Below are 25,036 nucleotides of genomic sequence, written 5' to 3'. Positions count from 1 at the left end.
GGTCGCCTCTGAGACACTGGGGGCGCCATGAACGAGACAGCAACCGCCCCGACCGCACCGCTGCGCGCCCGCGCCGAGATCGACCTGGCCGCGCTGCGGGCCAATGTGCGGGCCCTGCGCGCCCGCGCGTCGGGCGCGGCCCTCATGGCCGTGGTCAAGTCCGACGCCTACGGCCACGGCGCGGTGCCCTGTGCCCGCGCCGCGGTCGAGGCGGGCGCGCGATGGCTCGGCACCGCCACGCCGGAGGAGGCTCTGGCGCTGCGGAAGGCGGGGCTGCCGGGGCGGATCATGTGCTGGCTGTGGACGCCCGGCGGCCCCTGGCGGGAGGCGATCGAGGCCGACCTCGACGTCTCCGTCAGCGGGATGTGGGCGCTGCGGGAGCTCGTCGCGGCGGCCCGCGAAGCAGGTGTCCCCGCGCGCGTGCAGCTCAAGGCCGACACCGGCCTCGGGCGTAACGGCTGCCAGCCCGGCGAGGACTGGGCCGAGCTGGTCGCCGAGGCCCTGCGCGCACAGTCCGAAGGACTCCTGCGCGTCACCGGGCTCTGGTCGCACTTCGCCTGCGCCGACGAGCCCGGCCATCCCTCCATCACCGCCCAGCTCACCCTCTTCCGGGAGATGCTGGCGCACGCCGAGGGCCGGGGCGTGCGCCCCGAGGTGCGGCACATCGCCAACTCGCCCGCCACGCTCACCCTTCCGGAGAGCCACTTCGACCTCGTCCGCACCGGCATCGCGACCTACGGCATCTCGCCCAGCCCCGAGCTCGGCGTCCCCGGCGACTTCGGACTGCGCCCGGTGATGACGCTGTCGGCGTCGATCGCACTGGTCAAGCGGGTCCCCGGCGGCCATGGCGTCAGCTACGGCCACCGCTATGTCACCCCGGGCGACACGACCCTCGGCCTCGTGCCGGTCGGCTACGCGGACGGCATCCCGCGCCACGCCTCCGGGGCCGGACCGGTCCTGGTCGACGGCAAGTGGCGCACCGTCGCCGGGCGGATCGCCATGGACCAGTTCGTCGTGGACCTCGGTGGCGACGAGCCCCCCACCGGCACCCGGGCCGTGCTCTTCGGCCCCGGCGACCGGGGCGAGCCCACCGCCGAGGACTGGGCGCAGGCCGCGGGCACCATCGCGTACGAAATCGTGACCCGCATCGGAACGCGCGTTCCCCGCGTCTATGTGAACGAGGAACAAGCGGGGTAACCGCACAGTGCGCGTCAGAACAGCCAGTCGTGCGACACCGGTATCACCCGACCCAGTGAACAGGAGCGGTACGTGAGCGAGAGCAGTGCGGAGGCCGTCGTCGACGCTGCCGCGTCGATGGCCCTCGCCTCCGCGACGGGGGCCGGCGCCGGCTGGCGCCGGGCGACCGGTTTCGCCGGCGCCGCGATAGGCGTGGTCGCCGCCGGAGCCGCGGCGGGCGTGGCCATCGAGCGGCTCACCGTCGGGCGTGGCATGCGACAGAAGGCGCGGCTCGCCCTCGACTCGACCGGGCCGTACGGCTCCCTGCGCGGCACCCCCGGCAAGGCCTACGCCGACGACGGCACCGAGCTGTACTACGAGGTCGACGACGTCGACCCGGAGGCCGCGCCCGCGCTGTCGCCGCGCCGGCGCCGGCTGTTCGGGCGCAAGGCCCCCGCGCCCGTCACCGTCGTCTTCAGCCACGGCTACTGCCTCAGCCAGGACTCCTGGCACTTCCAGCGCGCGGCGCTCAGGGGTGTCGTACGGACCGTGCACTGGGACCAGCGCAGTCACGGGCGGTCCGGGCGGGGTGTGCGGCAGGTGCAGGACGGGGTGCCGGTCGACATCGACCAGCTCGGACAGGACCTGAAGGCCGTCATCGACGCGGCCGTGCCGCAGGGACCGATCGTCCTCGTCGGGCACTCCATGGGCGGCATGACCGTCATGGCACTGGCCGACCGGTACCCCGAGCTGATCCGTGACCGGGTGGTAGCGGTCGCCCTGGTCGGCACGTCGTCCGGGCGGCTGGGCGAGGTCAACTTCGGGCTGCCCGTCGCGGGCGTCAACGCGGTACGGCGGGTGCTGCCGGGTGTCCTCAAGGCGCTGGGGCAGCGGGCCGACCTGGTGGAGAAGGGGCGGCGGGCCACCGCCGACCTGTTCGCCGGGATCATCAAGCGGTACTCCTTCGCCTCCCGGGACGTCGACCCGGCCGTCGTCCGGTTCGCCGAGCGGATGATCGAGGGCACCCCGATCGACGTCGTCGCCGAGTACTACCCGGCGTTCGACAACCACGACAAGACCGCCGCCCTCGCCCACTTCGCGGACAAGCCGGTGCTCGTCCTGGCCGGCGTGGGCGACATGGTCACGCCCAGCGAGCACAGCGAGGCGATCGCCTCCCTGCTGCCGGAGGCGGAGCTGGTGCTGGTTCCGGACGCCGGGCACCTGGTCATGCTGGAACACCCGGAAGTGGTCACCGACCGCCTCGCCGACCTGCTCACCCGCGCGGGGGCGGTGCCCGCAGGGGCTACCGTTGGCGGTTATGGAAGCAGTACCGCGCAACCCGGTTGAGACCGAGCTGACCGTCACCTCCCCCGAGCAGATGCGCGAGCTGGGCCTGAAGCTCGCCAAGCTGCTGCGCGCCGGGGACCTCGTGATGCTCAGCGGGGAGCTCGGCGCGGGCAAGACGACACTGACCCGCGGACTCGGTGAGGGGCTCGGGGTGCGGGGGGCCGTGACCTCGCCGACCTTCGTGATCGCCCGGGTGCATCCGTCCCTGGGGGACGGGCCGCCGCTGGTCCACGTGGACGCGTACCGCCTGGGCGGTGGGCTCGACGAGATGGAGGACCTCGATCTCGACGTGTCGCTGCCGGAGTCGGTGATCGTCGTGGAGTGGGGCGAGGGCAAGGTCGAGGAACTGACCGAGGACCGGCTCCAGGTCCAGATCCACCGCGCGGTCGGTGACACCACCGACGAGGTGCGGCACGTGACGTTCACTCCGGTCGGGGTGCGGTGGGCGACGGCGGATCTCGGGGTGCTCACCGCCTGAGCAGCGCGCGTTCCTGTGAACGTTCCGACAATCCGTCGGCAAGATGTTGCGTTGGATGTCTCGTGCGTGGTCACATGGTACCCAGCTCGTAGTTAGGTGTACCTAACTACGCCGCCCCCGAGCTTCAGGAGGCGTCCATGTCGGCCACCGAGAACCGGTCCCAGCCGCAGCCGTACGCGCTCGTCGGCGGTGTGTCCATGCGTGATCTGCTGGCGTCCTGCGCGGCGGCCGAGGCAGTCTCCACGCCACCACGGGTGCCCGATCCGGGGACGGCGCGGGCGGTTGCCACCGAGCGCCCCAAAGCGGCCTGACACCCCGCCCGCGCCCGAGGGTGGCCTGAGCGGGTTCGGTGGGTCACCGCGTCCGAGGGTGGCCCGAGTGGCGGGTTCGGTGGGTTACCGCGTCCGAGGGTGGCCCGAGTGGCGGGCCTGGTAGGTCACCGCGTCCGAAGGCGGCCTGAGCGGGCTCGGTGGGTTACCGCGTCCGAGGGCGCTTCGAGTGGCGGGTTCAGCGGGGCACCGCGTCCGAAGGCGGCCTGAGCGGGCTCGGTGGATGACCGCCCGAAGGCGGTCCGAGTGGCCGGTTCAGTGGATCACCGCGACCCGCGCCCCGATCGTCGCGAAGTCCCACATCGCGTCGCCGTCCCGGCGGGACTCCCGGATGCCGCCCGTCGGCACGGTGGTGGTGGCGGCGGGGGGCGTTTCCCGCACGGCCGCACTGAAGCCGATCGCCACGCCGTCGATGCTGGTGAAGCGGACCACGTGCTCGATGGGGGTGCCGTCGGTGCCGGTCACGGAGTTCGAGCGGGAGGTGACCGTGTAGACGCCGGGGGCGGGGTCGATGGTGCCGGGGATGACCTCGAAGGTGCGGATGACCTTGTCGCCGGAGCCGACCAGCCAGACGCGGTTGTCGTCCAGGGAGTACACGACGCGTTCGCCGGCGCCGGAACCCGGCGGCAGGGCGGCGGGGTCCCCCTGGCCGCGGGCGACCTTCGAGGCGACGGCCGCGGGGGCGCTGCCGGCGGGTGTCCTGGTGGGGACCGTCGCGGCGGCCTGGTAGGCGAGGAAGCCGACCGTCGCGAGGGCCGCTGTGGTGAGGGCGGACACGAAAGCCGCGTTGCTGGTTGCCACCGGTCACCTCTCGAGTACTTGGTCCTGATTTGTGGCGACCGTAGCAGGTTGTCGAGCCCCGGTTACGGCCTGCGGCCGCTCAGGTCCTGCCGGAGCCGTAGGCTGTTTGCGTGCTCTTGCTCGCTCTTGATACCGCCACTCCCGCCGTGACCGTCGCCCTGCATGACGGGCGGGACGTCGTCGCCTCGTTCCGTCAGGTGGACGCGCGTCGGCACGGGGAGCTGTTGTTGCCGGCCGTCGACCAGGTGCTCGCGGACGCGGGGGTGAAGCTGGACGCGGTCACCGGGATCGTCGTGGGAATCGGACCCGGGCCCTACACCGGCCTGCGCGTCGGGCTCATGACCGCCGACACCTTCGGGCTCGCGCTCGGGATCCCCGTGCACGGGATGTGCACCCTGGACGGACTCGCCTACGCGGCCGGTCTCGGTGAGGGCCCCTTCGTCGTGGCGACCGACGCACGGCGCAAGGAGGTCTACTGGGCCACCTACTCCGACCCCCGCACGCGCGTGAGCGATCCCGCGGTCGACCGGCCCGCCGACATCGCCGAGCAGGTCGAGGGGCTGCCCGCGGTCGGTGCCGGGGCGCTGCTCTACCCCGACACCTTCCCCGACGCCCGCGAGCCCGAGCACGTGTCGGCCGCCGCGCTCGCCGCCCTCGCCGCCGAGCGGATCGCGGCCGGGGAGGAACTGCCCGCCCCGCGGCCGCTGTACCTGCGGCGGCCCGACGCGCAGGTGCCCAAGAACTACAAGGTGGTCACCCCCAAGTGACCACACCCGTGATTCCCGTGCTGCGTGAGATGCGCTGGTGGGACATCGACCCCGTGCTGGAGCTGGAGAAGGACCTCTTCCCGGAGGACGCCTGGTCCCGAGGCATGTTCTGGTCCGAACTCGCGCACTCCCGGGGGCCCGGGGCCACCCGGCGGTTCGTGGTGGCCGAGGAGGGCGAGCGGATCGTGGGGTACGCGGGCCTCGCCTCCGCCGGGGAGCTCGCCGACGTCCAGACGATCGCCGTCGCCCGCGACCACTGGGGCACCGGACTCGGGGCGACCCTGCTGACCGAGCTGCTGCGGGCCGCGACCGCCTTCGAGTGCGCCGAAGTGATGCTGGAGTGCCGGATCGACAACATCCGCGCCCAGAAGCTCTACGAGCGCTTCGGCTTCGAGGCCATCGGGTTCCGGCGCGGCTACTACCAGCCGGGCAACGTGGACGCCCTCGTGATGCGACTCACCGACCCTTCAACTTCCGTACGAGGAACCGAGATCAATGGCTGACGAACCGCTTGTCCTGGGCATCGAGACCTCCTGTGACGAGACCGGCGTCGGCATCGTCCGGGGCACCACCCTGCTGGCTGACGCCATCGCGTCCAGCGTCGACGAGCACGCCCGGTTCGGTGGCGTGGTGCCGGAGGTGGCCAGCAGGGCGCACCTCGAAGCGATGGTGCCGACCATCGAGCGGGCCCTGAAGGACGCCGGGGTGAGCGCGCGTGACCTCGACGGCATCGCCGTCACCGCGGGTCCCGGACTCGCCGGCGCGCTGCTCGTCGGGGTGTCCGCGGCGAAGGCGTACGCCTACGCCCTCGGCAAGCCCCTCTACGGCGTCAACCACCTCGCCTCCCACATCTGCGTCGACCAGCTGGAGCACGGGGCGCTGCCCGAGCCGACGATGGCGCTGCTGGTCTCCGGCGGGCACTCCTCGCTGCTGCTGTCGAGCGACATCACCTCCGACGTCCGGCCGATGGGCGCGACCATCGACGACGCGGCCGGCGAGGCCTTCGACAAGATCGCCCGGGTGCTGAACCTCGGCTTCCCCGGCGGCCCGGTCATCGACCGGTACGCGCGCGAGGGCGACCCGTCGGCGATCGCGTTCCCGCGCGGACTGACCGGGCCGCGCGACCCGGCGTACGACTTCTCCTTCTCCGGTCTGAAGACGGCGGTCGCCCGCTGGATCGAGGCCAAGCGGGCCGCGGGGGAGGAGGTGCCGGTGCGTGACGTGGCGGCCTCCTTCCAGGAGGCGGTCGTGGACGTGCTGACCCGCAAGGCCGTGCGGGCCTGCAAGGACGAGGGTGTCGACCACCTGATGATCGGCGGCGGCGTGGCCGCCAACTCCCGGCTGCGGGCCCTGGCCCAGGAGCGCTGCGAGGCCGCCGGGATCCGCCTGAGGGTCCCGCGGCCCAAGCTGTGCACCGACAACGGCGCGATGGTCGCCGCCCTCGGCGCCGAGATGGTGGCCCGCAACCGCCCCGCCTCCAGCTGGGACCTCTCCGCCGACTCCTCCCTGCCGGTGACCGACCCGCACGTGCCGGGCCACGACCACGTCCACGAGATCAGCAAGGAGAACCTGTACTCGTGACGGTCGCGTTGATGTGGGAGGCGCGGGCGGTCGAGGGCCGGGGCGAGGCGCTGCTCGCCTGGGCCCGCGATCAGGAGCTTCCCGTACGGCCGTTGCGGCGCGAGACGTTCCGGGCGCCGCAGGACCGCGTCCTGGTCATCACGTGGTGGGACGCGGCCTACGACGCCGACCTGCCCGAACTGCCGGAGCCGGGCGACGAGTTGGTCGCCCGGGCGGTGCACCGCTGGCGGTTCGAGTCGGTGGAGTGACGGCGGCTGCGCTACGACACCTCCGTCTCGCAGCGCAGCCGCCGGTCCGGGCCCGCCTCCCGCACCGGGCCCGTCAGACGCAGCGCTGCCGTGTGCCGGACCTCGGCGCTGGACGCCGACAGCCTGAGCTCCAGGTCGCCCGGTTCGACGACGCGACGGCCCTCGCGGTCGGTGAAGGCCGACAACTCGGCGTGGAAGCGGAAGGTCACGCGGCGGGACTCGCCGGGCTCCAGCTCCAGCCGCCGGTAGCCGATCAGGCGGACGTCCGGACGGGTCACCGAGGCCACCGGGTCGTGCAGATACAGCTGGACGACCTCGGCGCCCGCCCGGCCCCCCGCGTTGCGCACGGTCAGTGACACGTCGTACGTGCCGTCCGTGCCGATCTCCGCCGGCGCGCCCCCGGTGAACTCCTCCCACACGAACTCCGTGTAGGAGCGCCCGTGTCCGAAGGGGTACAGCGGGGTCGGGTCCAGGTTGCTGACCTCGCCCGCGAGGCCGAGCGGCGGCTGGAGGTAGGTCCAGGGCTGTCCGCCGGGCACCCGTGGCACGCTCACCGGGAGGCGGCCCGAGGGGTTCACCCGGCCCGACAGCACGCCCGCGACGGCCGGGCCGCCCTCCTCCCCGGGGAAGAAGGCCTGCACGACCGCCCCGAGCCGGCCGTCCCAGCGGCCGAGCGCGTAGGGGCGGCCGGTCAGCAGCACCAGTACGACCGGGACCCCGGTCGCGATCAGCGAGTCCAGCAAATCCCCCTGGACACCGGGCAGTCGAAGATCCGTCACATCGCAGCCCTCGCCCGACGTGCCCCGGCCGAACAGGCCCGCCCGGTCGCCGAGCACCGCCACGCAGACGTCCGCCTCGGCCGTCCGGGCCACCGCCTCCTCGAAGCCGGCGGTGTCCGGGTCGTCGACCCCGCAGCCCTCGGTGAACGTCACCTTGGCGTCGGGGAGTTCGCTGCGCAGCGCCTGAAGGACCGTGGGGATCTCGATGCCCGTCGGGATGTCGGGGTGGTGGGTGAGGACATGGGACGGGAACGAGTAGCAGCCCAGCATGGCGAGGGCGTCGGCGGCGCGGGGGCCGACCACCGCGATCCGGGTGTCCGGGGCCAGCGGGAGCAGGCCGTCCGGGTTGTCGAGGAGGACCACCGACTCCTCGGCGAGGCGGCGGGCCAGGACCCGGTTCGCCGACGAGTCGAGGTCGATCCGCTCGGTGGGCTCCGGGCTCCAGTCCTCGTCCAGGAGGCCCAGCTCGCACTTCTGGAGCAGGACCCGGCGGGCCGCCCGGTCGATCAGCGACTCGGGGACCTCGCCCGCGCGGACGGCCTCGATCAGGGGGGTGCCGTAGCACTTGAGGGTCGGCAGTTCGACGTCGAGGCCCGCCGCGAGGGCCGCGTGCGCCGCGCCCGCCTCGGTGCCGGCGATCCGGTGCTGGGTCTGCAGGAAGCCGACGCCGAAGTAGTCGGCGACCACCGTGCCGGTGAACCCCCACTCCTCGCGCAGCAGTCCGGTCAGCAGGCCCGGGTCGGCGGAGGCCGGGACGCCGTCGGTGTCGGTGTACGCGGCCATCACCGAGCGCGCCCCGCCCTCGCGCAGGGCGAACTCGAAGGGCGGGAGGGTGATGTCGGCGAACTCGCGCACGCCCGCGCGTACGGGCGCGAGGTTGCGGGCGCCGGCCGAGGAGGCGTACCCGGCGAAGTGCTTGAGCGTGGCGACGATCCCGGCCGACTCCAGGCCGCGGACATAGGCGGCGCCGATCGTGCCCACCAGGTACGGGTCCTCGCCGATCGTCTCCTCGACCCGCCCCCAGCGCGGGTCGCGGACGACGTCCAGAACGGGGGCCAGTCCCTGGTGGACGCCGACCGTGCGCAGGTCGCGGCCGATGGCACCGGCCATCTCCTCGACCAGTCCGGCGTCCCAGCTCGCACCCCAGGCGAGCGGGACGGGGTAGGCGGTGGCCTGCCAGGTGGTGAAGCCGGCCAGGCACTCCTCGTGGGCCAGCGCCGGGATGCCGAAGCGGCCGGCCTCGGTGATACGGCGCTGGGCGCGGGCCAGTGCCTGCGCGCCCAGCGCCGGGTCCACGGGGGCGGTGCCGAAGGGGCGGGTGAGCTGGCCAAGACCCCGGGTGATCAGCTCGTCCCAGTCGTAGTCGGCGGTCATCTCGCGCTGGAGGGGAGCGACTCCGTCCCCGTCCGTGCTGGCGCCCACCCACACGCCGTAGAGCTGGGCGGTCTTCTCCTCCAGGGTCATCCGTGAGAGGAGGTCGTCGACGCGGGCGGAGGCGGTCAGGGCGGGGTCACGCCAGGGCGCGGTGGTCATGTAACTCCTGTCGGGCTCGACTGGCAGGTCGACAACCTCACGAATGTTTCGATATGTAATCCGAATGTTTTGGGAACCTAGGGCCGTCAGGAGGGTTCGTCAAGAGGTCGCGCAGGGATACGATCGCCGCCATGACACCCCCGGAGCCCGCTGAAACCCGGACGACTTCCCCTGCGGTGGGACGGTCGCAGCAGACCGCGACCCTCGCCGAGATCGCCCGGGAGGCCGGCGTCTCGGCGCCGACAGTTTCGAAGGTCCTCAACGGCCGGGCCGACGTCGCGCCCGCGACCCGCGCCCGCGTCGAGGACCTGCTGCGCGCGCACGGCTACCGGCGCCGGCGTGCCGAGGCGAGCCGTTCGCCCCTGATCGACCTGGTCTTCCACGAGCTGGAGAGCGCGTGGGCGATGGAGGTCATCCGCGGGGTGGAGAACGTGGCCCGCGACGCGGGGCTCAGTGTCGTGCTGAGCGAGAGCGCGGGGCGGCTCACTCCCGGGCGCACCTGGGCCGACCAGGTCGCCGCCCGCCGCCCCCACGGGGTGGTCCTCGTGCTGTCCGGGCTCGACGAGTCCCAGCGCGCGCTGCTGGGCAGCAGGTCGATCCCGTTCGTGGTGATGGACCCGGCCGGCGATCCGGGCGCCGACGTGCCCTCCATCGGCGCGACCAACTGGCAGGGCGGGCTCGCCGCCACCCGGCACCTCGTCGAGCTGGGCCACCGCAGGATCGGTGCGATCAGCGGGCCCTCCCGCATGATGTGCAGCCGCGCCCGGGTCGACGGCTACCGGGCGGCTCTGGAGACCGCGGGGCTGCCCGTCGACCCGGAGCTGATCATGGCCGGCGACTTCCACCACGAGACCGGCTACCGCCAGGGCCTGGAACTGCTGCGCCGCCCTGACCGGCCCACCGCGGTCTTCGCCGGCAACGACCTCCAGGCGCTCGGCCTGTACGAGGCGGCCCGCGAGCTGGGGCTGCGCATCCCGGAGGACCTGAGCGTGGTCGGGTTCGACGACCTTCCGGTGGCGCCCTGGGTGGGGCCGCCGCTGACGACCGTACGGCAGCCGCTGACCGAGATGGCCGAGGCCGCGGCCAAGCTGGTCCTCGACCTGGGCCGGGAGGGCGGAAGCCCGGCGGCGACCCGCGTGGAGCTGGCGACGAGCCTGGTGGTGCGCAGCAGCACGGCGCGCTGCGCCGGGCTGGAGCCGGACGCCTAGGGATGTGCGGGTGCCGAAGCCAATCGGTTGCGTGACCGAAACTTTCGGCACCGGCCGTGACGCTCGGATGAGAAGTCTGAGATTTTCCGAAGAATGCCCTTCGGGAGCCGTTCCTCGTAATAATTCGGACTTACGTTCCTCCCTGTGACGGGAGACGACGAGGACAGACGAGCGGGTCGGCGGCCGAGAGTACTGAAGGCCGTCGGCCTCACCCTCGTGGGTGCGCTGGTCGCGGGATGCGCGGCGGCGGGCTGGGCGTACTGGCACCTCAACAGCAACATCAAGAGCGTCGACATCAACAGCGCGCTCGGCGACGACCGTCCCGCCAAGCCGACCCCGACGCCCACGGCCTCGCAGGAGGCACCGCTGCCCACCGAGGCCGTCAACATCCTGGTCCTGGGCTCCGACTCGCGCAGCGGCGAGGAGAACGAGGCTCTCGGCGGCGGCAGCAGCACCGGCGCCCGGTCCGACACGGCGATGGTCGTGCACGTCGACGCGGGCCGCACCGCGGCCACCGTCGTCAGCATCCCCCGCGACACCCTAGTCACCCGCCCGTCCTGCCCCCTGGAGAGCGGGGGCGCCACGGCGGTGTCGTACGGATCGATGTTCAACAGCGCCTATGCGGTGGGCGGTCCGGTGTGCGCGGTCAAGACCGTCGAGTCGATCACGGACGTCCGCATGGACCACTACATCGAGATCGACTTCTCGGGCTTCGCGAAGCTGGTGAACGCCCTCGGCGGGGTCACGGTGACCACGGACGAGGACATCGACGACGACGACAGCCACCTGCATCTCAAGGCGGGCACCCACCACCTCGACGGCAAACAGGCCCTGGCGCTCGCCCGCACCCGGCACGGCATAGGCGACGGCAGCGACCTGGGCCGCATAGGCCTCCAGCAGAAGCTGGTGAAGGCCCTGCTGAAGCAGATCTCCTCGGCCGGTCTCCTGACCAGCCCCGCCAAGCTGTACTCCGTCGCCGACGCCGTCACCGGCAGTCTCACCACCGACACCGGCCTCGACTCCCTGAGCGAGCTGACGAGCCTCGGCGAGAGCCTGAAGGGCCTCGCGGCCGCCGACGTGAAGACGGTGACCATGCCGGTCGTGACCGCCCCCTCGAACCCCAACCGGGTGGTGGCGAAGGAGCCCGCGGCGAGCGAGCTGTGGGAGTCGCTGCGCTGAGCCCTCGCTGACGTGTTCACCGAAAAACTGGACGCCTGTTGCAACCAGCGGGCGTCCAGGGGTGTCTGTTGCGATGACCACATTGCAGTAACCAGGGGGAACACCGATGTCCAACTCGCGTTCGTACAAAGCTTGGTCCGTACCGCTGATCGCCGGAGTGCTCGCGCTCGGCGGGATCCCCGCCCTCGCGGGCAGCGCCGCGGCCGCCCCGGAGTCCGTCCACAGCGTCAAGGACGACTTCAACGGTGACGGCTACAAGGACCTCGCCGTCGGCGCCCCGATCGCCACCATCGGCGGCAAGCAGGGGGCGGGCTACGTCACTGTCATGTACGGCGGCCCGCACGGCCTGACCAAGGACCACCGCACGATCATCAGCCGCTCCACCAGCGGTATCCCGGGCGATCCCGCCGCGGGCGAGAACTTCGGCTTCCAGCTGTCCACGGGGGACCTGGACGGCGACGGGCGCACCGACCTGATCATCGGCCAGGCGGAGTGGAACCGGGACGCGGTCGTCGTCTGGGGCGGCCAGAACGGGCTGTCCGGCGGGGTGTCCGTGCCCGCGGCGACCACCCAGGCCGGCGACTTCGACGGCGACGGCAAGCAGGACCTGGTCCTGTTCCGCGGCGGCCGTGCCCCGGGCGACGACCCGCTCGGCACCGAGGCCACCATCTGGCGGGGCCCGATCTCCCGGACCGCGAAGCCGACCGCCACGCAGGACTTCGGCTCGCCCAAGGTGGAGCCCTACGACGTGATGTACGCGGCCGCCGGTGACGTCAACGGCGACGGCCGCGACGACCTCGCGCTGACCGTCTACCTCGGCGAGGGCGTCGTCGGCTCCCAGCTGTACCTGGCCAACGCCTCCGGAGGTGGCTTCACCTATGCCGCCTCCCCCGAGGGCAGCGGCCAGGTGGCCTTCGGTGACGTCAACGGCGACGGCTTCGACGACGTCGTCCGGGGCGTCCCGAACGACTCCTCGGTCACCGTGGCCCTCGGCTCGGCCTCCGGTCTGAAGCCCGCGTCGACCTGGAAGTCGTACAGCCAGGACACCGAGGGGGTTCCCGGCGGCAAGGAGGAGGACGACCGTTTCGGCGACGCGGTGTCCGCCGGTGACGTCAACGGCGACGGCCTCGCCGACGTGGCCGTGGGCTCGCCCGGCGAGAAGCTCGGCGACAAGCAGGGGGCCGGCATGGTCAACATCCTCTTCGGCGGCCGCGACGGCCTGACCGGCACGGGCGCCCAGGGCTTCACCCAGGACACCGACGGCGTCCCCGGTGCCGCGGAGTCCGGCGACAACTTCGGCGGCGCGGTCAGCCTCCTCGACATCAACGACAACGGCTACGCGGACCTCGCTGCGGCGGCGCCCCGCGAGAACAGGCCGGAAGGCGTGAGCACCGGTGAAGGCGCGGTCTGGTCGCTGCGGGCGCGTCCGACGGGCATTGTGACGGACGCGGCGTTCACCTTCGGTCCCCGCACGGTCGGGGCGCCGACGGAGAAGGCGACGTTCGGCGGCGCGCTGTCGTAGCAGGTCAGGCCCCTGCTTGAGGGGCCGGGAAAAAATCTCCGAAGAAATCCGCGGGGTCTGTCGATCCCGGCCTCTCCCGATCGACGCACTGGTGAGAGGCCGGGAAGGACCGGCCCCGCAGCGATTCCGAGGAGTCACCATGCCGCGTTACCTGTCGATGGTCCAGATCGACGAGAAGACCGCCCCCGCCGAGGGTCCCAGCGACGCGCTGATGCAGCGCATGGGCGAGCTGATCGAGGAGATGACGAAGGCCGGGGTGCTGCTCGACACCGCCGGGCTCACGCCGACCGCCCAGGGGACCCGGGTGCGGTGGGAGAAGGGGCAGCTGTCGGTGACCGACGGGCCCTTCACCGAGGCCAAGGAGGTCGTCGGGGGGTACGCGATCGTCCAGGCCAAGGACATGGCCGAGGCGATCGAGTGGACCAAGCGCTTCCTGAAGGTGCACGAGGAGCACTGGACGGTCACCTGCGAGGTGCGGGAGATCATGGAGGGCTGAGCCCGCTTCCTTGGCTCCACGGCCGTACCGGTGTCGAATGGGGGGCTGTGACCACCTCACAGCCCTCCCGCACCGACGCCCGATCCTCCGTCGAGACCGTCTTCCGCCTGGAGTCGCCGCGCATCATCGCCGGTGTCACCCGTGTCGTGAGGGACGTCGGCATCGCCGAGGAGCTGGCCCAGGACGCCCTGGTCGCCGCGCTGGAGCAGTGGCCGCGCGACGGCGTCCCCGACAACCCGGGCGCCTGGCTCATGGCCATCGCGCGGCGCAAGGCGGTGGACCTGGTCCGACGCCGCGAGAACTACGCCCGCAAGCTGGCCGAGATCGGCCGGAACCTGACGGAGACCGCCCCGCCCGAGGAGCCGTCCGACCCCGAGGACATCGACGACGACCTGCTCAGGCTCGTCTTCACCACCTGTCACCCGGTGCTGTCCGCCGAGGCCCGCACCGCTCTCACCCTGCGCCTCCTCGGCGGCCTGACCACCCCCGAGATCGCCCGCGCCTTCCTCGTACCGGAGGCGACGGTCGCCCAGCGCATCGTGCGCGCCAAACGGACCCTCGCCACGAAGAACATCGCCTTCGAGGTGCCCTACGGCCCCGACCGCGAGGCCCGGCTCGGCTCGGTCCTGGACGTCATCTACCTGATCTTCAACGAGGGTTACGCGGCCACCGCCGGCGACGACTGGCTGCGCCCCTCCCTGTGCGAGGACGCCCTGCGCCTGGCCCGTCTGTTGTCCGCCCTCATGCCCAAGGAACCCGAAGTGCACGGCCTGGCGGCCCTGTTGGAGTTCCAGGCCTCCCGCACGGCCGCCCGCACCGGACCGCGCGGCGAGCCGGTCCTGCTCAGGGACCAGAACCGCAGCCGCTGGAACCGCATGCTCATCGCCCGCGGCATCAAGGCCCTGGCCCGCGCCGACGCCACGGCCGGCGGCGCCCCCGGCCCCTACGTGCTCCAGGCCGCCATCGCCGCCTGCCACGCGCACGCGTACTCCTACGACGAGACCGACTGGCCGGCCATCGCCACCCTCTACGCCCTGCTCGCCGCCCGCGCACCCTCCCCGGTCGTCGAGCTCAACCGCGCGGTCGCCGTCTCGATGGCCGACGGCCCGGGCCCGGCCCTGGAGATCGTCGAGGCGCTCACCGACGAACCCGCGCTGCTCGACTACCACCTGCTGCCGAGCGTGCGCGGCGACCTCCTCGCCCGCCTGGGACGTACGACGGAGGCGCGGGCCGAGTTCGAGCGGGCGGCCGCGCTGACCCGCAACGAACGGGAGCGGGAGCTGTTGCTGGACAGGGCTCGGGAGTGCGGTGGTTGATCGGGGTGTTCACGCGCCGCCGTGCCGCGGCGCTCGCCGCGGTGGGCACCCTGGCCGCCGCGAACGGCGGCCAGGTCGCCTGCACGGCGTACTACAACGGCGACGAGCCCGCGAGCACCCGCACGAGCAGCCAGGCCCGGCGCGCCGACCCGCACCTGGAGCCGCTCAGGACGGTCCAGCGCCGGTGACGGCCCTCACGGGGGCGCCGATCAGCATGGTCGGCGCCCCCGCGACCCGGGTCAGGAACACGGTCGCCGAGTGCGGCCCGTGCTGTTTCGGCAGCGCCTTGCGCCGCAGCTCCTCCGGCTCGACGGCCGACCCCCGCTTCTTCACGGTCAGGATCCCGACCCCCCGCTCCCGCAGCAGCGCCTTCAACTTCTTCACGTTGAAGGGGAGTTGATCGGTGATCTCGTAGGCGGTGGCGTACGGGCTCGCGTGCAGGGCGTCCGAGGTCACGTAGGCGATGGTGGAGTCGACGAGTCCGCCCTCGACCTCCTGCGCCACCTCGGCGACCAGATGGGCCCGGACGACGGCACCGTCGGGCTCGTACAAGTACCGCCCCACGGGACGGACTCCGGGATCGGGAAGACCCCGCCCGAGCAGCGTCCGCGGGCCCGGCAGCAGCGTCGCCCGTACGGCGCCCGGCGCTGTGCCGCCGAACCACAGCACCGCCTCCTTCACGTCCCCGCCGTCGGAGATCCACTCCGCCTCGGCCTGCGCGGGAACCGCTTCGTGCGGGATGCCGGGAGCGACCTTCAGCGCCGCGTGCGGGGCCTTGAGCGCCGCCTGCACGGCCCACGACAGGGGCGGCGAGTAGGCCTCCGGATCGAAGACGCGGCCCCGCCCGCCCCGCCTCGCCGGATCCACGAACACGGCGTCGTACGAGGCCGTGTCGACCTCCGTGACGTCCGCCTCCCGTACCTCGATCAGACCGGCGAGTCCCAGCGCGTCCGCGTTCGCCCGCGCGGCCGCCGCCGTCAGCGGGTCCCGGTCCACCGCGAGGACCCGGATCCCGGCCCGGGCCAGCGCGATCGCGTCACCGCCGATCCCGCAGCACAGGTCCGCGACGGAGGTGACGCCCCTCGCCTTCAGCCTGAGGGCCCGGTACGCCGCCACGCTCGCCCGCGTCGACTGCTCGACCCCGTTCGGCGTGAAGAACATCCGCTCCGCGTCCTCGGCCCCGAACTTCGCCACCGCCCGCTGCCGCAGCCGGGCCTGCCCGAGCGCCGCGGAGACCAGTTCGGCGGGGTGTTCGCGGCGCAGCCGGGTGGCGACGGCGAGTTCGTCGGCGGGGGCGGTGCCGCGCACGTCGTCGAGGAGGGCACGGCCCTCGGGGGTGAGGAGGGGGGCGAGGTCGTTCACCGGGTCATTGTGGGCCAGTCGGTGGACGGTCCGCTTCCGAGCGGCGGTGTCGGCCCCGGTGCGAGGCCGTGACCTGCGAGGATCCGGCGCCATGGGAACAGTAGGACAAAACGATGAAAATGGTGCGTTGAGGGTGTCGATCCGCGGCGGACTCGTCCTCCTGGCCGTGGCCGCCCTGCTCTCCGGCTGCGCCCGCCCGGCCGGGACCGACGTGCGACCGCGACACCCCCTCAAGGCACCTCCGGCCCTGGCCGCCGACCTCCAGGCCGACAAGACCCTCATCCGGGCCGCCAGGCTCCGCGCCGAGCAGAGACGGATCGCCGCCGCCAGGCGCTGGGGGCTGAAGCAGGTCCCACTGACGGCCCCGCCCGCGCCCGTGACCAAGCCCCGCATCACCACCCGTCACGGTTTCGAGGTCGAAGGCCACGAGGAGGAGGGCCTGCCACCGGTCTTCACCACGATCCCCACCGAGCAGAAGATCGTCTTCCTCACCATCGACGACGGCGCCGAGAAGGATCCCGCGTTCCTGCGGATGATGAGCGAGCTGAAGATCCCCTACACCGCCTTCCTCAGCGACTACCTGGTCAAGGACGACTACGGCTACTTCGCGAAGATGCGGGACGCGGGGATCGTGCTGAACAACCACACCCTCCACCACCCCTACCTGCCCGCGCTGTCGTACGCCCGCCAGAAGCGCGAGATCTGCGGGATGCAGGACGTCATCGAGAAGCACTACGGCGAGCGGCCCGCCCTCTTCCGCCCGCCCTACGGCAACTACAACGAGGACACCCTGCGCGCGGCCAGGTCCTGCGGCATCAGGTACGCGCCGATCTGGAACGAAGAGGTCTACGTCGACCACTGGGAGTACCGCGAGTGGGACCAGCGGATCCACCCCGGCGACATCGTGCTCAGCCACTTCCGGGGCCGAAAGGACTGGAAGGGCACGATGACCGACATGGTCCGCCGCTTCCTGGACAAGGTCACGGCCGAGGGGTACGCCGTCGCACGACTCGAGGACTACCTGTGAGACCGCGGACCCTCGTCGCCGCGGGGCTGGCGGCCGTACTCCTCACCGGCTGCGCCCAGTCCGTCGACCCCATCGAACGGCTGGGGAAGAAGGCGGTCCAGCGGGTGGGCTCGTACGGGCCGGCGAGGACGGACGGACGGCCGTACCGCCACTGGGGCCTGCCGGCCCCGCTGCCGGCGCCGCCGCGGATGCCGGCCCGCACGGCGGCGCGCCGGGGCGGCCTGCCGCCGGTCGTGCGGCGCGTCGACACCTCCGACAAGGTCGTCTTCCTCACCTACGACGACGGCGCCGAGAAGGACCCGCGGTTCGTCGAGCTGGTCCGTGAACTGCGGCTGCCGGTCAGCATGTTCCTCACGGACAGGGTCGTCGGCCCCGGGTACGGTCACTTCGCGCGCCTCCGGTCGGTCGGCGCGAGCATCCAGAACCACACCCTCGACCACCCCGCCCTGCGCGGCCTGCCGTACACCGGCCAGCGCGCCGAGATCTGCGGCCAGCAGGAGAAGGTGCGGTCCCGCTTCGGCATCCGGCCACGGCTGTTCCGGCCGCCCTACGGCACGTACGACCGCACGACCCTGCGTGCGGCGGCCGACTGCGGGCTCTCGGCGGTGGTGCTGTGGAGCGTGCCCCCGGAGGGGGAGGTGCGGGGGCTGAGGGCGGGCGACATCGTGTCGGTGACCTCGGGGGAGGCGACGGGACCGACCCTGACGGAGAGGACGACGGCGGTACTGCGGGAGGTGGAGCGGCGGGGGCTGACGGTGGGGCGCCTGGAGGACTACCTGTAGGCGACCCAGCCTGTCCGGGGGCGGCAGCCCCCAGGACGGTCACCCCCGCCCACCCGCACCCGAAATCCGCCCGGCCCGCGCGGCGAATTAGCAGTCCGCTTGACCGAGTGCTAATCACGGTCATAGTCTCGGCTCTGGCACTCCCCCCTGGAGAGTGCCAACACAGCGACGGGCAGGTCCGGCACCCGCGACGACGGATCCACCTGGTCGCCACCTCAGACAGTCAACCCCGTGATCTCCGAAGGGGGAGGTCGGATCGTGACGACCACCAGCTCCAAGGTTGCCATCAAGCCGCTCGAGGACCGCATTGTGGTCCAGCCGCTCGACGCCGAGCAGACCACCGCCTCTGGCCTGGTCATCCCGGACACTGCCAAGGAGAAGCCCCAGGAGGGCGTCGTCCTTGCCGTGGGCCCGGGCCGCTTCGAGGACGGTAACCGTCTTCCGCTCGACGTCTCCGTCGGCGACATCGTGCTGTACAGCAAGTACGGCGGCACCGAGGTGAAGTACAACGGCGAGGAGTACCTCGTCCTCTCGGCCCGCGACGTGCTCGCGATCATCGAGAAGTAATTCACCCCAGCATTTCTCTGAGCTGCGCCCCTGGCCCCCCGACCACTGACAAGCCGGGCGCCCGGGGCGCAGTCTCTTTTCACCTAGATTTCCGAGAGGGCTCACGCTCCCATGGCGAAGATCCTGAAGTTCGACGAGGACGCCCGTCGCGCCCTCGAGCGCGGCGTCAACAAGCTTGCCGACACGGTCAAGGTGACGATCGGCCCCAAGGGCCGCAACGTCGTCATCGACAAGAAGTTCGGCGCTCCCACCATCACCAACGACGGCGTCACGATCGCCCGCGAGGTCGAGATCGAGGACCCGTACGAGAACCTCGGTGCCCAGCTGGTGAAGGAGGTGGCGACCAAGACCAACGACATCGCGGGTGACGGCACCACCACCGCCACCGTGCTCGCCCAGGCGCTCGTGCGCGAGGGCCTGAAGAACGTCGCCGCTGGTGCCTCCCCGGCGCTGCTGAAGAAGGGCATCGACGCGGCCGTGGCCGCGGTCTCCGAGGAACTCCTCGCGACCGCCCGCCCGATCGACGAGAAGTCCGACATCGCCGCCGTCGCCGGTCTGTCCGCCCAGGACAGCCAGGTAGGCGAGCTCATCGCCGAGGCGATGGACAAGGTCGGCAAGGACGGTGTCATCACCGTCGAGGAGTCCAACACCTTCGGTCTGGAGCTGGACTTCACCGAGGGCATGGCCTTCGACAAGGGCTACCTGTCGCCGTACATGGTCTCCGACCAGGAGCGTATGGAGGCCGTCCTCGACGACCCGTACATCCTGATCAACCAGGGCAAGATCTCCTCCATCCAGGACCTGCTGCCGCTGCTCGAGAAGGTCATCCAGTCGGGTGCCTCCAAGCCGCTGCTGATCATCGCCGAGGACGTCGAGGGCGAGGCCCTGTCGACCCTGGTCGTGAACAAGATCCGCGGCACCTTCAACGCGGTCGCGGTCAAGGCCCCCGGCTTCGGTGACCGCCGCAAGGCGATGCTCCAGGACCTGGCGACCCTCACCGGCGCCGAGGTCATCTCCGAGGAGGTCGGCCTCAAGCTCGACCAGGTCGGCCTGGAGGTGCTGGGCACCGCCCGCCGCGTCACGGTCACCAAGGACGACACCACGGTCGTCGACGGCGCCGGCGACTCCGCCGCCGTCGCGGGCCGCGTCGCCCAGATCAAGGCCGAGATCGAGAACACCGACTCCGACTGGGACCGCGAGAAGCTCCAGGAGCGCCTCGCGAAGCTGGCCGGCGGCGTGTGCGTGATCAAGGTCGGCGCCGCCACCGAGGTGGAGCTGAAGGAGAAGAAGCACCGTCTGGAGGACGCCATCTCCGCGACCCGCGCCGCGGTCGAGGAGGGCATCGTCTCCGGTGGTGGCTCCGCCCTGGTCCACGCCGCCAAGGTGCTCGAGGGCGGCCTCGGCAAGACCGGCGACGAGGCCACCGGTGTCGCCGTCGTCCGCAAGGCCGTCGTCGAGCCGCTGCGCTGGATCGCCGAGAACGCCGGCCTGGAGGGCTACGTCATCACCTCCAAGGTCGCCGAGCTCGACAAGGGCCAGGGCTTCAACGCCGCGACCGGCGAGTACGGCGACCTGGTCAAGGCCGGCGTCATCGACCCGGTCAAGGTCACCCGCTCCGCCCTGGAGAACGCCGCCTCCATCGCCTCCCTCCTGCTCACGACCGAGACCCTGGTCGTCGAGAAGAAGGAAGAGGAGGAGCCGGCCGCCGGTGGTCACAGCCACGGCCACTCCCACTGAGCCCAGCGCTCACAGGTCGCAAGGAGGCCCCCGTTCCCTTTGAGGGAACGGGGGCTTTCCCCTTCGCGGGTCCGAGGGGCTCTACTTCCCGAGTACCCCCAGTTGTTCCATCAGCCCCGCACGGTCGTACTGCCACCAGCCCTCGCAGATCAGCCCGTCCCGGAACCGGTGCCAGGTGGTGCCGGTCATGGTGACGTTCTGCCCGCTCGCCGGGATGCCCACGAACTCGCCGGTGTGCTTGCCGGCCCAGGTCCAGCGGGTGCACACCCGGTCGCCCTGGGCGATCTGGTCGTCCACCCGGAAGGTGAAGTCGAAGGCCTGCCGCCACCCCTCGTACTCCTCACGCGCCGCCGCGAGCCCCAGATCCCCGGGATTGGCCGGATCGTGGTCGAGGTAGTCGTCGGCGAACCGCGCGAACAGCTCAGCCGTCCCGGCCCGCCCGGCCCGCTCGAAGAACTCCCGTGACGTGGCCGGGTTGAGCTGCTCGTCCCGCACCACGTCCAGATCCGTGAAGGTCGGCATCTCGTCGCACAGCGCGACCATCCCCTGGAAGATCCGTTCGGTCTCCGGCAGCCCCGAATTCCGCATCGCCTCCTCGTACGACGGGAACTCCACGATCTCGACGAAGTGCGACGTGTCGGACCGGTCCTTGCCGACCACCGCGTGCGTCGCGGTCCGCTTCCCCTTGGTCTGCTCGACCCACGTGTCCATCAGCCGGTTCATCTCGTCGAAACGGCTGGTCCTGCAGTCGATGAGCTGTACGAACGTCATACGCGACCACCTCCGGCCCCCCTGGGTCCGGTTCGAACAGCACCATTGTCCGCCTTTTCGGGCCCTACTGCGGCCCGTACTTCCGCCCCGTCCTCGACGTGACCCCGCCCAGCAACCCCCGGGGCGCCACCTTCACCAACGCCATGAGGGCCTTGTAACGCGGGTCCGGGATCGACAGCGTCCTGCCGTGGGCCAGGTCGCTGAGGGCCGCGGCGACCAGCTTGTCCGCGTCGAGCCACATCCAGCCGGGGATGTTGTCCGTGCCCATCCCGGCCCGCTGGTGGAACTCGGTCCGCACGAACCCCGGGCACAGGGCCATCAGCCGGACCCCGCTGCCCGCCAGATCCTTCGCCGCGCCCTGCGTGAACTGCACGACCCACGCCTTCGAGGCGCCGTACGTCCCACGCGGCACGAACGCGGCCACCGAGGCGACGTTCACGACACCCCCGCGCCCCCGCTCCCGCATCGCCTCCGACGCCGCCGACGTCAGGCGCAGCACCGCCTCGCAGTGCACCTTGAGCATCTTCAGCTCGTCGGCCATGGAGACGTCGAGATAGCGGCCCTTGTTGCCGAAGCCGGCGTTGTTGACGAGGAGGTCGACGGGGGACCTGCGGTCGGACAGGCGGGCGGCGACCGCCTCGATGCCGGGGTCCGTGGCGAGGTCGGCGGTGAGGACCTCGGCCTCGATGCCATGGCGGTCGTGGAGTTCGGTCGCCTGGTCCTGGAGCCGCTTGGTGTCGCGGGCCACCAGCACCAGGTTGTGCCCGTCAGCCGCCAGCCGTCGTGCGAACGCGGCACCGATGCCCGCGGTCGATCCCGTAATCAATGCCGTTGTCATGGCGCAAGGTTAATGACCGGGACCGACAGCGTCCGCCTGCCGAGGGCCCGTCAGGCGCCGTGCTTCTCCACGTACTCCAGCGCCCACTTCCGCAGCTCCGGATGGAGCGCCTCGCCCGCCGCCAACAGCCTTGGCTGGAGCGGCCGTTCGGTGGTCATCGCCCGGAACGCCAGAGCGACCGTCACGTCGTGGTCCGGCCGGTGCACGATCTGGACCGGGTCCCCGGTACGGATCTCGCCCGGCTGGATCACCCGCAGATAGGCGCCCGGCGCGCCCTTCTGCGTGAACCGCTTCACCCAGCGCGGCTCGCCCATGTGGCCCTGGAAGGTGCCGCACGGGATCCGCGCGCTGGTGATCTCCAGCACCACCTCGGACCCGATCCGCCAGCGCTCGCCGATGCGCGCGCCGGAGACGTCGATGCCCTCGGTCGTGAGGTTCTCGCCGAACGCGCCGTTGGCCAGTGAGCGGCCCAGCTCGCCCTCCCACGCGTCCAGGTCCTCGCGCGCCATCGCGTACACGGCCTGGTCGTCACCGCCGTGGTGCTGCCTCTTGCACACCGCGTCCCCGGCGAGCGCGCTGCCGCCGATGCCCTTGGGGCCGGGAGCGGCCACCCGCACCGGCCCGTCGACCGGCCGCTTGTCGATGCCGGTGACGCCCTCCGGATTGTCCGTGTACGGAACGGCCTTCTCGCGGCCCACATTCACCGACAGCAGCTTCATAGCGGCACGGTAGGGGACAGGAACCCAAAGGTGCCATGCATTATTCGCCGCAATGTCAAAGTACGGCTTATCCTCGAAAGGTGATCGAGGCCCGACATCTCCGTGTCCTGCGCGCCGTCGCCGCCACCGGCTCCTTCTCCGCCGCGGGCCGCGAACTGGGCTGCACCCAGCCCGCCGTCAGCCAGCAGATGAAGGCTCTGGAGACGTCGGTGGGCACGCCGCTGCTCATCCGCACCGGACGCGAGATGCGGCTGACCGAGGCGGGCCAGGCCCTGGTGCGGCACGCCGCCGGCATCCTGGCGGGCCTCACGGCGGCGGAGGAGGAGGTCGCCGCCATCGCCGGGCTGCGGGCCGGGCGGGTCCGGCTCGTCTCCTTCCCCAGCGGCAGCTCCACCCTCGTGCCCACCGCCCTCGCCGCGCTGCGCGCCGCCCACCCCGGCACCCGGGTCTTCCTGGAGGAGGCCGAACCCCCGCAGTCCGTCGGCCTGCTGAGGGAGGGCGACTGCGACATCGCGCTCGCCTTCCGCTACGAGGGGGCCGCCGGCGGCGACGAGTGGGACGACCTCGTCGTACGGCCGCTGCTGACCGACCGGCTCGTCGCCCTCGTACCGGAGCGGCACCGGCTCGCGCGCGCGGGGTCCGTGGCCATCGGGGAGCTCGCGGGGGAGTCGTGGATCGCCGGATGCCCGCGCTGCCGCGGCCAGTTGGTGGAGGTGTGCGAGAGCGCCGGCTTCACGCCCCGCATCGACTTCGCGACCGACGACTACCCGGCGGTGGTCGGCCTGGTGGGCGCGGGCCTCGGCGTCGCCGTCCTGCCCCAGCTCGCCGTCGAGTCCGTACGGCCGCGGGGTGCACGCACGGTGACGCTGGAGCCGGCGGTCCGGCGGGAGATCGTGGCGCTCACGCTGCCCGACCTGGCGCAGGTGCCCGCGGTGGCGGCGACGCTGGAGCAGCTGGCGCGCGCGGCCGACCGCTAGGCCGCCGGACAGAAAGAAGGGCACGTGCGCGTGCCCTTCCAGAAGAAACGTTCCTTCAGTTGTTCGATGCGCCGCTCCCGACGGATGACGCCGACACCAGCCGGTGCCGGGCCCGCCCCATGAGCTCCTCGCGCTCGTCCTCGGTCAGCCCGCCCCACACGCCGTACGGCTCTCTCACCGCGAGCGCGTGCGCCGCACACTGCGCGCGCACCGGGCATCTCATGCAGACCTCCTTGGCCGAGTTCTCGCGAGCGCTCCGGGCCGCACCGCGCTCGCCCTCCGGATGGAAGAAGAGCGAGCTGTCCACCCCGCGACAGGCGGCCAGGAGCTGCCAGTCCCACAGGTCCGCGTTCGGTCCGGGAAGGCGGGAGAAATCTGCCATTGCGTGACCCCTTGTAGCGGTTCTGGGTGGATACCGTGTCCACGACCGTACATCTACGATCTAAGGAGATGAAAATATGACTCATTGCGAATCTAGCCTCAGACACCAGGAAATGGGAAGAAAAGGGTCTGAATGGGGCATGGGTTGTGATGAAACGTTGTGGGTCCGTCGCGCATGTCTGCACCGTGTCCGCGCCCTCACGTAGAGTGCCGAAGACAGTGCGCAGCCCCGTAACTCTTTCGGGTGACCGTCGTTGAGAGTGCGGAGGCGGTTGAAGCAAGAAGTGCTCGGGCAGGCGTCCGAGACGGTCGACCGCACAGGTGACGATTTCGTACCAGCCTGGAGGCTCAAGGTGACGTGCATCAGCTGCGGAGGGCGGCCATGACATCCGTCCTCGTCTGCGACGACTCCCCGCTTGCCCGAGAGGCGCTCCGCCGCGCGGTCGCGACCGTGCCCGGCGTCGAGCGCGTGACGACCGCGGCCAACGGCGAGGAAGTCCTCCGCCGCTGGGGCGCGGACCGTTCGGACCTGATTCTGATGGACGTACGCATGCCCGGTCTGGGCGGCGTCGAGACCGTACGGCGGCTGCTGTCCGCGGACCCCGGTGCGCGCATCATCATGCTCACGGTCGCGGAGGACCTCGACGGGGTCGCTCTCGCGGTCGCCGCCGGTGCGCGCGGCTACCTCCACAAGGACGCCTCGCGCGCGGAGTTGCGCGCCACGGTGACGCAGGCGCTCGCCGACCCGACCTGGCGGCTCGCCCCGCGCCGGCTGCGGTCGGCGGAGATGGGCGCGGCGCCGACGCTCACCGCGCGTGAGATCCAGGTGCTCGAAGGGATGAGTCACGGACGGTCCAACGCGGAGATCGGGCGGGAGCTCTTCCTCTCCGAGGACACCGTCAAGACGCACGCGCGGCGGTTGTTCAAGAAGCTGGGCGCCTCGGACCGGGCGCATGCGGTGGCGCTCGGCTTCCGCTGGGGCCTGGTGCGCTGAGCATTCCGTCACGTGCGGTCGTAGTAGGGCTGCGGGTTGTTCGTGGCTGGTCGCGCAGTTCTCCGCGCCCCTGACGGGGCGCGGTCGAGCGGCCCCTTCGATGCCCCGCTGCCTGTTTCGT

Annotated in this window: 27 protein-coding genes; 20 read left to right on the top strand and 7 right to left on the bottom strand. The window is 71.8% G+C overall.

Going from position 1 to position 25,036, the window contains the following annotated elements; translation table 11 throughout:
* Positions 1 to 27: 27 nt before the first annotated feature.
* The 4 genes from alr (at position 28) to D1369_RS42955 (ending at position 3,312) form a co-directional block, all read left to right on the top strand.
* Positions 28 to 1,197: an alanine racemase gene (alr, locus tag D1369_RS15925; protein ID WP_007384112.1), complete on the top strand. Its 1,170-nt coding sequence runs from the start codon at positions 28 to 30 to the stop codon at positions 1,195 to 1,197.
* Positions 1,198 to 1,269: 72 nt separating this feature from the next.
* Positions 1,270 to 2,523, top strand: coding sequence for an alpha/beta hydrolase (locus D1369_RS15920; RefSeq protein ID WP_037901161.1), 1,254 nt, complete (start codon positions 1,270 to 1,272; stop codon positions 2,521 to 2,523).
* Entirely contained in the window at positions 2,495 to 3,001 is a 507-nt protein-coding gene (gene tsaE, locus D1369_RS15915; protein ID WP_007384114.1) for a tRNA (adenosine(37)-N6)-threonylcarbamoyltransferase complex ATPase subunit type 1 TsaE, read from the top strand. The genes D1369_RS15920 and tsaE overlap by 29 nt, the downstream gene beginning before the upstream one ends.
* Positions 3,002 to 3,138: 137 nt before the next feature.
* A complete protein-coding gene (locus D1369_RS42955; protein WP_007384115.1) occupies positions 3,139 to 3,312 on the top strand; it encodes a hypothetical protein in 174 nt (57 codons plus the stop codon).
* Positions 3,313 to 3,585: 273 nt separating this feature from the next.
* On the opposite strand, the gene D1369_RS15910 is transcribed toward D1369_RS42955, so the two are convergent.
* On the bottom strand, positions 3,586 to 4,131 hold the full coding sequence (locus D1369_RS15910; RefSeq protein WP_007384116.1) for a hypothetical protein: 546 nt from the start codon (positions 4,129 to 4,131) through the stop codon (positions 3,586 to 3,588).
* A 110-nt stretch (positions 4,132 to 4,241) separates the two neighbouring features.
* Between D1369_RS15910 and tsaB the strand changes: the two genes are divergently transcribed.
* From tsaB to D1369_RS15890, 4 genes are read left to right on the top strand one after another with little or no spacing between them, the layout of a single operon-like run.
* Entirely contained in the window at positions 4,242 to 4,898 is a 657-nt protein-coding gene (gene tsaB / locus D1369_RS15905; protein ID WP_007384117.1) for a tRNA (adenosine(37)-N6)-threonylcarbamoyltransferase complex dimerization subunit type 1 TsaB, read from the top strand.
* Positions 4,895 to 5,401 carry a ribosomal protein S18-alanine N-acetyltransferase gene (rimI, locus tag D1369_RS15900; protein ID WP_007384118.1) on the top strand — a complete coding sequence of 169 codons (507 nt, stop codon included), beginning with the start codon at positions 4,895 to 4,897 and terminating at the stop codon, positions 5,399 to 5,401. Before tsaB ends, rimI begins: the two co-directional genes overlap by 4 nt.
* Complete coding sequence (tsaD, locus tag D1369_RS15895) at positions 5,394 to 6,479, top strand: tRNA (adenosine(37)-N6)-threonylcarbamoyltransferase complex transferase subunit TsaD (protein ID WP_007384119.1); 1,086 nt, start codon at positions 5,394 to 5,396, stop codon at positions 6,477 to 6,479. The genes rimI and tsaD overlap by 8 nt, the downstream gene beginning before the upstream one ends.
* On the top strand, positions 6,476 to 6,727 hold the full coding sequence (locus D1369_RS15890; protein WP_118082503.1) for a hypothetical protein: 252 nt from the start codon (positions 6,476 to 6,478) through the stop codon (positions 6,725 to 6,727). Before tsaD ends, D1369_RS15890 begins: the two co-directional genes overlap by 4 nt.
* Positions 6,728 to 6,738: 11 nt before the next feature.
* Here the strand turns inward: D1369_RS15890 and D1369_RS15885 are convergent, their stop codons facing one another.
* Positions 6,739 to 9,039 carry a glycoside hydrolase family 3 N-terminal domain-containing protein gene (locus D1369_RS15885; protein ID WP_118082502.1) on the bottom strand — a complete coding sequence of 767 codons (2,301 nt, stop codon included), beginning with the start codon at positions 9,037 to 9,039 and terminating at the stop codon, positions 6,739 to 6,741.
* Positions 9,040 to 9,170: 131 nt separating this feature from the next.
* On the opposite strand from D1369_RS15885, the gene D1369_RS15880 reads away from it, so the two are divergent.
* The 6 genes from D1369_RS15880 (at position 9,171) to D1369_RS15855 (ending at position 14,948) form a co-directional block, all read left to right on the top strand.
* Positions 9,171 to 10,247, top strand: coding sequence for a LacI family DNA-binding transcriptional regulator (locus tag D1369_RS15880; protein ID WP_007384121.1), 1,077 nt, complete (start codon positions 9,171 to 9,173; stop codon positions 10,245 to 10,247).
* Between the two features lie 144 nt (positions 10,248 to 10,391).
* A complete protein-coding gene (locus D1369_RS15875; RefSeq protein ID WP_007384122.1) occupies positions 10,392 to 11,426 on the top strand; it encodes an LCP family protein in 1,035 nt (344 codons plus the stop codon).
* A gap of 106 nt (positions 11,427 to 11,532) precedes the next feature.
* Positions 11,533 to 12,948: an FG-GAP-like repeat-containing protein gene (locus D1369_RS15870; RefSeq protein WP_007384123.1), complete on the top strand. Its 1,416-nt coding sequence runs from the start codon at positions 11,533 to 11,535 to the stop codon at positions 12,946 to 12,948.
* A gap of 139 nt (positions 12,949 to 13,087) precedes the next feature.
* A complete protein-coding gene (locus tag D1369_RS15865; protein ID WP_007384124.1) occupies positions 13,088 to 13,444 on the top strand; it encodes a YciI family protein in 357 nt (118 codons plus the stop codon).
* 47 nt (positions 13,445 to 13,491) lie between these two features.
* The gene (locus D1369_RS15860; protein ID WP_007384125.1) at positions 13,492 to 14,760 is read left to right on the top strand and encodes a sigma-70 family RNA polymerase sigma factor; all 1,269 of its coding nucleotides are present in this window, start codon (positions 13,492 to 13,494) and stop codon (positions 14,758 to 14,760) included.
* Complete coding sequence (locus D1369_RS15855; protein ID WP_037901164.1) at positions 14,757 to 14,948, top strand: hypothetical protein; 192 nt, start codon at positions 14,757 to 14,759, stop codon at positions 14,946 to 14,948. Before D1369_RS15860 ends, D1369_RS15855 begins: the two co-directional genes overlap by 4 nt.
* Here D1369_RS15855 and D1369_RS15850 read toward each other — a convergent pair.
* Positions 14,926 to 16,122, bottom strand: a complete 1,197-nt coding sequence (locus D1369_RS15850; RefSeq protein WP_118082501.1) for a methyltransferase domain-containing protein — start codon at positions 16,120 to 16,122, stop codon at positions 14,926 to 14,928. The genes D1369_RS15855 and D1369_RS15850 overlap by 23 nt on opposite strands.
* Before the next feature lie 91 nt (positions 16,123 to 16,213).
* Between D1369_RS15850 and D1369_RS15845 the strand changes: the two genes are divergently transcribed.
* The 4 genes from D1369_RS15845 (at position 16,214) to groL (ending at position 20,235) form a co-directional block, all read left to right on the top strand.
* The gene (locus D1369_RS15845; protein ID WP_202477067.1) at positions 16,214 to 17,149 is read left to right on the top strand and encodes a polysaccharide deacetylase family protein; all 936 of its coding nucleotides are present in this window, start codon (positions 16,214 to 16,216) and stop codon (positions 17,147 to 17,149) included.
* A complete protein-coding gene (locus D1369_RS15840) occupies positions 17,146 to 17,931 on the top strand; it encodes a polysaccharide deacetylase family protein (protein ID WP_007384129.1) in 786 nt (261 codons plus the stop codon). Before D1369_RS15845 ends, D1369_RS15840 begins: the two co-directional genes overlap by 4 nt.
* A 258-nt stretch (positions 17,932 to 18,189) precedes the next feature.
* A complete protein-coding gene (groES, locus tag D1369_RS15835; RefSeq protein ID WP_007384130.1) occupies positions 18,190 to 18,498 on the top strand; it encodes a co-chaperone GroES in 309 nt (102 codons plus the stop codon).
* Positions 18,499 to 18,609: 111 nt separating this feature from the next.
* Positions 18,610 to 20,235: a chaperonin GroEL gene (gene groL, locus D1369_RS15830; RefSeq protein ID WP_007384131.1), complete on the top strand. Its 1,626-nt coding sequence runs from the start codon at positions 18,610 to 18,612 to the stop codon at positions 20,233 to 20,235.
* 81 nt (positions 20,236 to 20,316) lie between these two features.
* Here the strand turns inward: groL and D1369_RS15825 are convergent, their stop codons facing one another.
* The 3 genes from D1369_RS15825 to D1369_RS15815 form a co-directional block, all read right to left on the bottom strand.
* Entirely contained in the window at positions 20,317 to 21,006 is a 690-nt protein-coding gene (locus D1369_RS15825) for an ester cyclase (protein WP_007384132.1), read from the bottom strand.
* Between the two features lie 64 nt (positions 21,007 to 21,070).
* A complete protein-coding gene (locus tag D1369_RS15820; protein WP_007384133.1) occupies positions 21,071 to 21,844 on the bottom strand; it encodes an SDR family oxidoreductase in 774 nt (257 codons plus the stop codon).
* A 50-nt stretch (positions 21,845 to 21,894) separates the two neighbouring features.
* On the bottom strand, positions 21,895 to 22,563 hold the full coding sequence (locus D1369_RS15815; RefSeq protein ID WP_007384134.1) for an MOSC domain-containing protein: 669 nt from the start codon (positions 22,561 to 22,563) through the stop codon (positions 21,895 to 21,897).
* Between the two features lie 80 nt (positions 22,564 to 22,643).
* Here D1369_RS15815 and D1369_RS15810 point away from each other — a divergent pair, with 80 nt between their 5' ends.
* A complete protein-coding gene (locus D1369_RS15810; RefSeq protein ID WP_007384135.1) occupies positions 22,644 to 23,540 on the top strand; it encodes a LysR family transcriptional regulator in 897 nt (298 codons plus the stop codon).
* Positions 23,541 to 23,595: 55 nt separating this feature from the next.
* Here the strand turns inward: D1369_RS15810 and D1369_RS15805 are convergent, their stop codons facing one another.
* Positions 23,596 to 23,922 (bottom strand): WhiB family transcriptional regulator, encoded by a 327-nt coding sequence (locus D1369_RS15805; protein ID WP_007384136.1) that lies wholly within the window; start codon positions 23,920 to 23,922, stop codon positions 23,596 to 23,598.
* Between the two features lie 381 nt (positions 23,923 to 24,303).
* Between D1369_RS15805 and D1369_RS15800 the strand changes: the two genes are divergently transcribed.
* The gene (locus tag D1369_RS15800) at positions 24,304 to 24,915 is read left to right on the top strand and encodes a response regulator transcription factor (RefSeq protein WP_003948568.1); all 612 of its coding nucleotides are present in this window, start codon (positions 24,304 to 24,306) and stop codon (positions 24,913 to 24,915) included.
* The last annotated feature ends 121 nt before the right edge of the window (positions 24,916 to 25,036 follow it).

The sequence above is a fragment of the Streptomyces sp. CC0208 genome, from assembly GCF_003443735.1.
Taxonomy (GTDB): Bacteria; Actinomycetota; Actinomycetes; order Streptomycetales; family Streptomycetaceae; genus Streptomyces; species Streptomyces sviceus.
The sequence above is the reverse complement of the archived record's forward strand: the minus strand, read 5'-3'. Positions and strand labels throughout refer to the sequence as shown.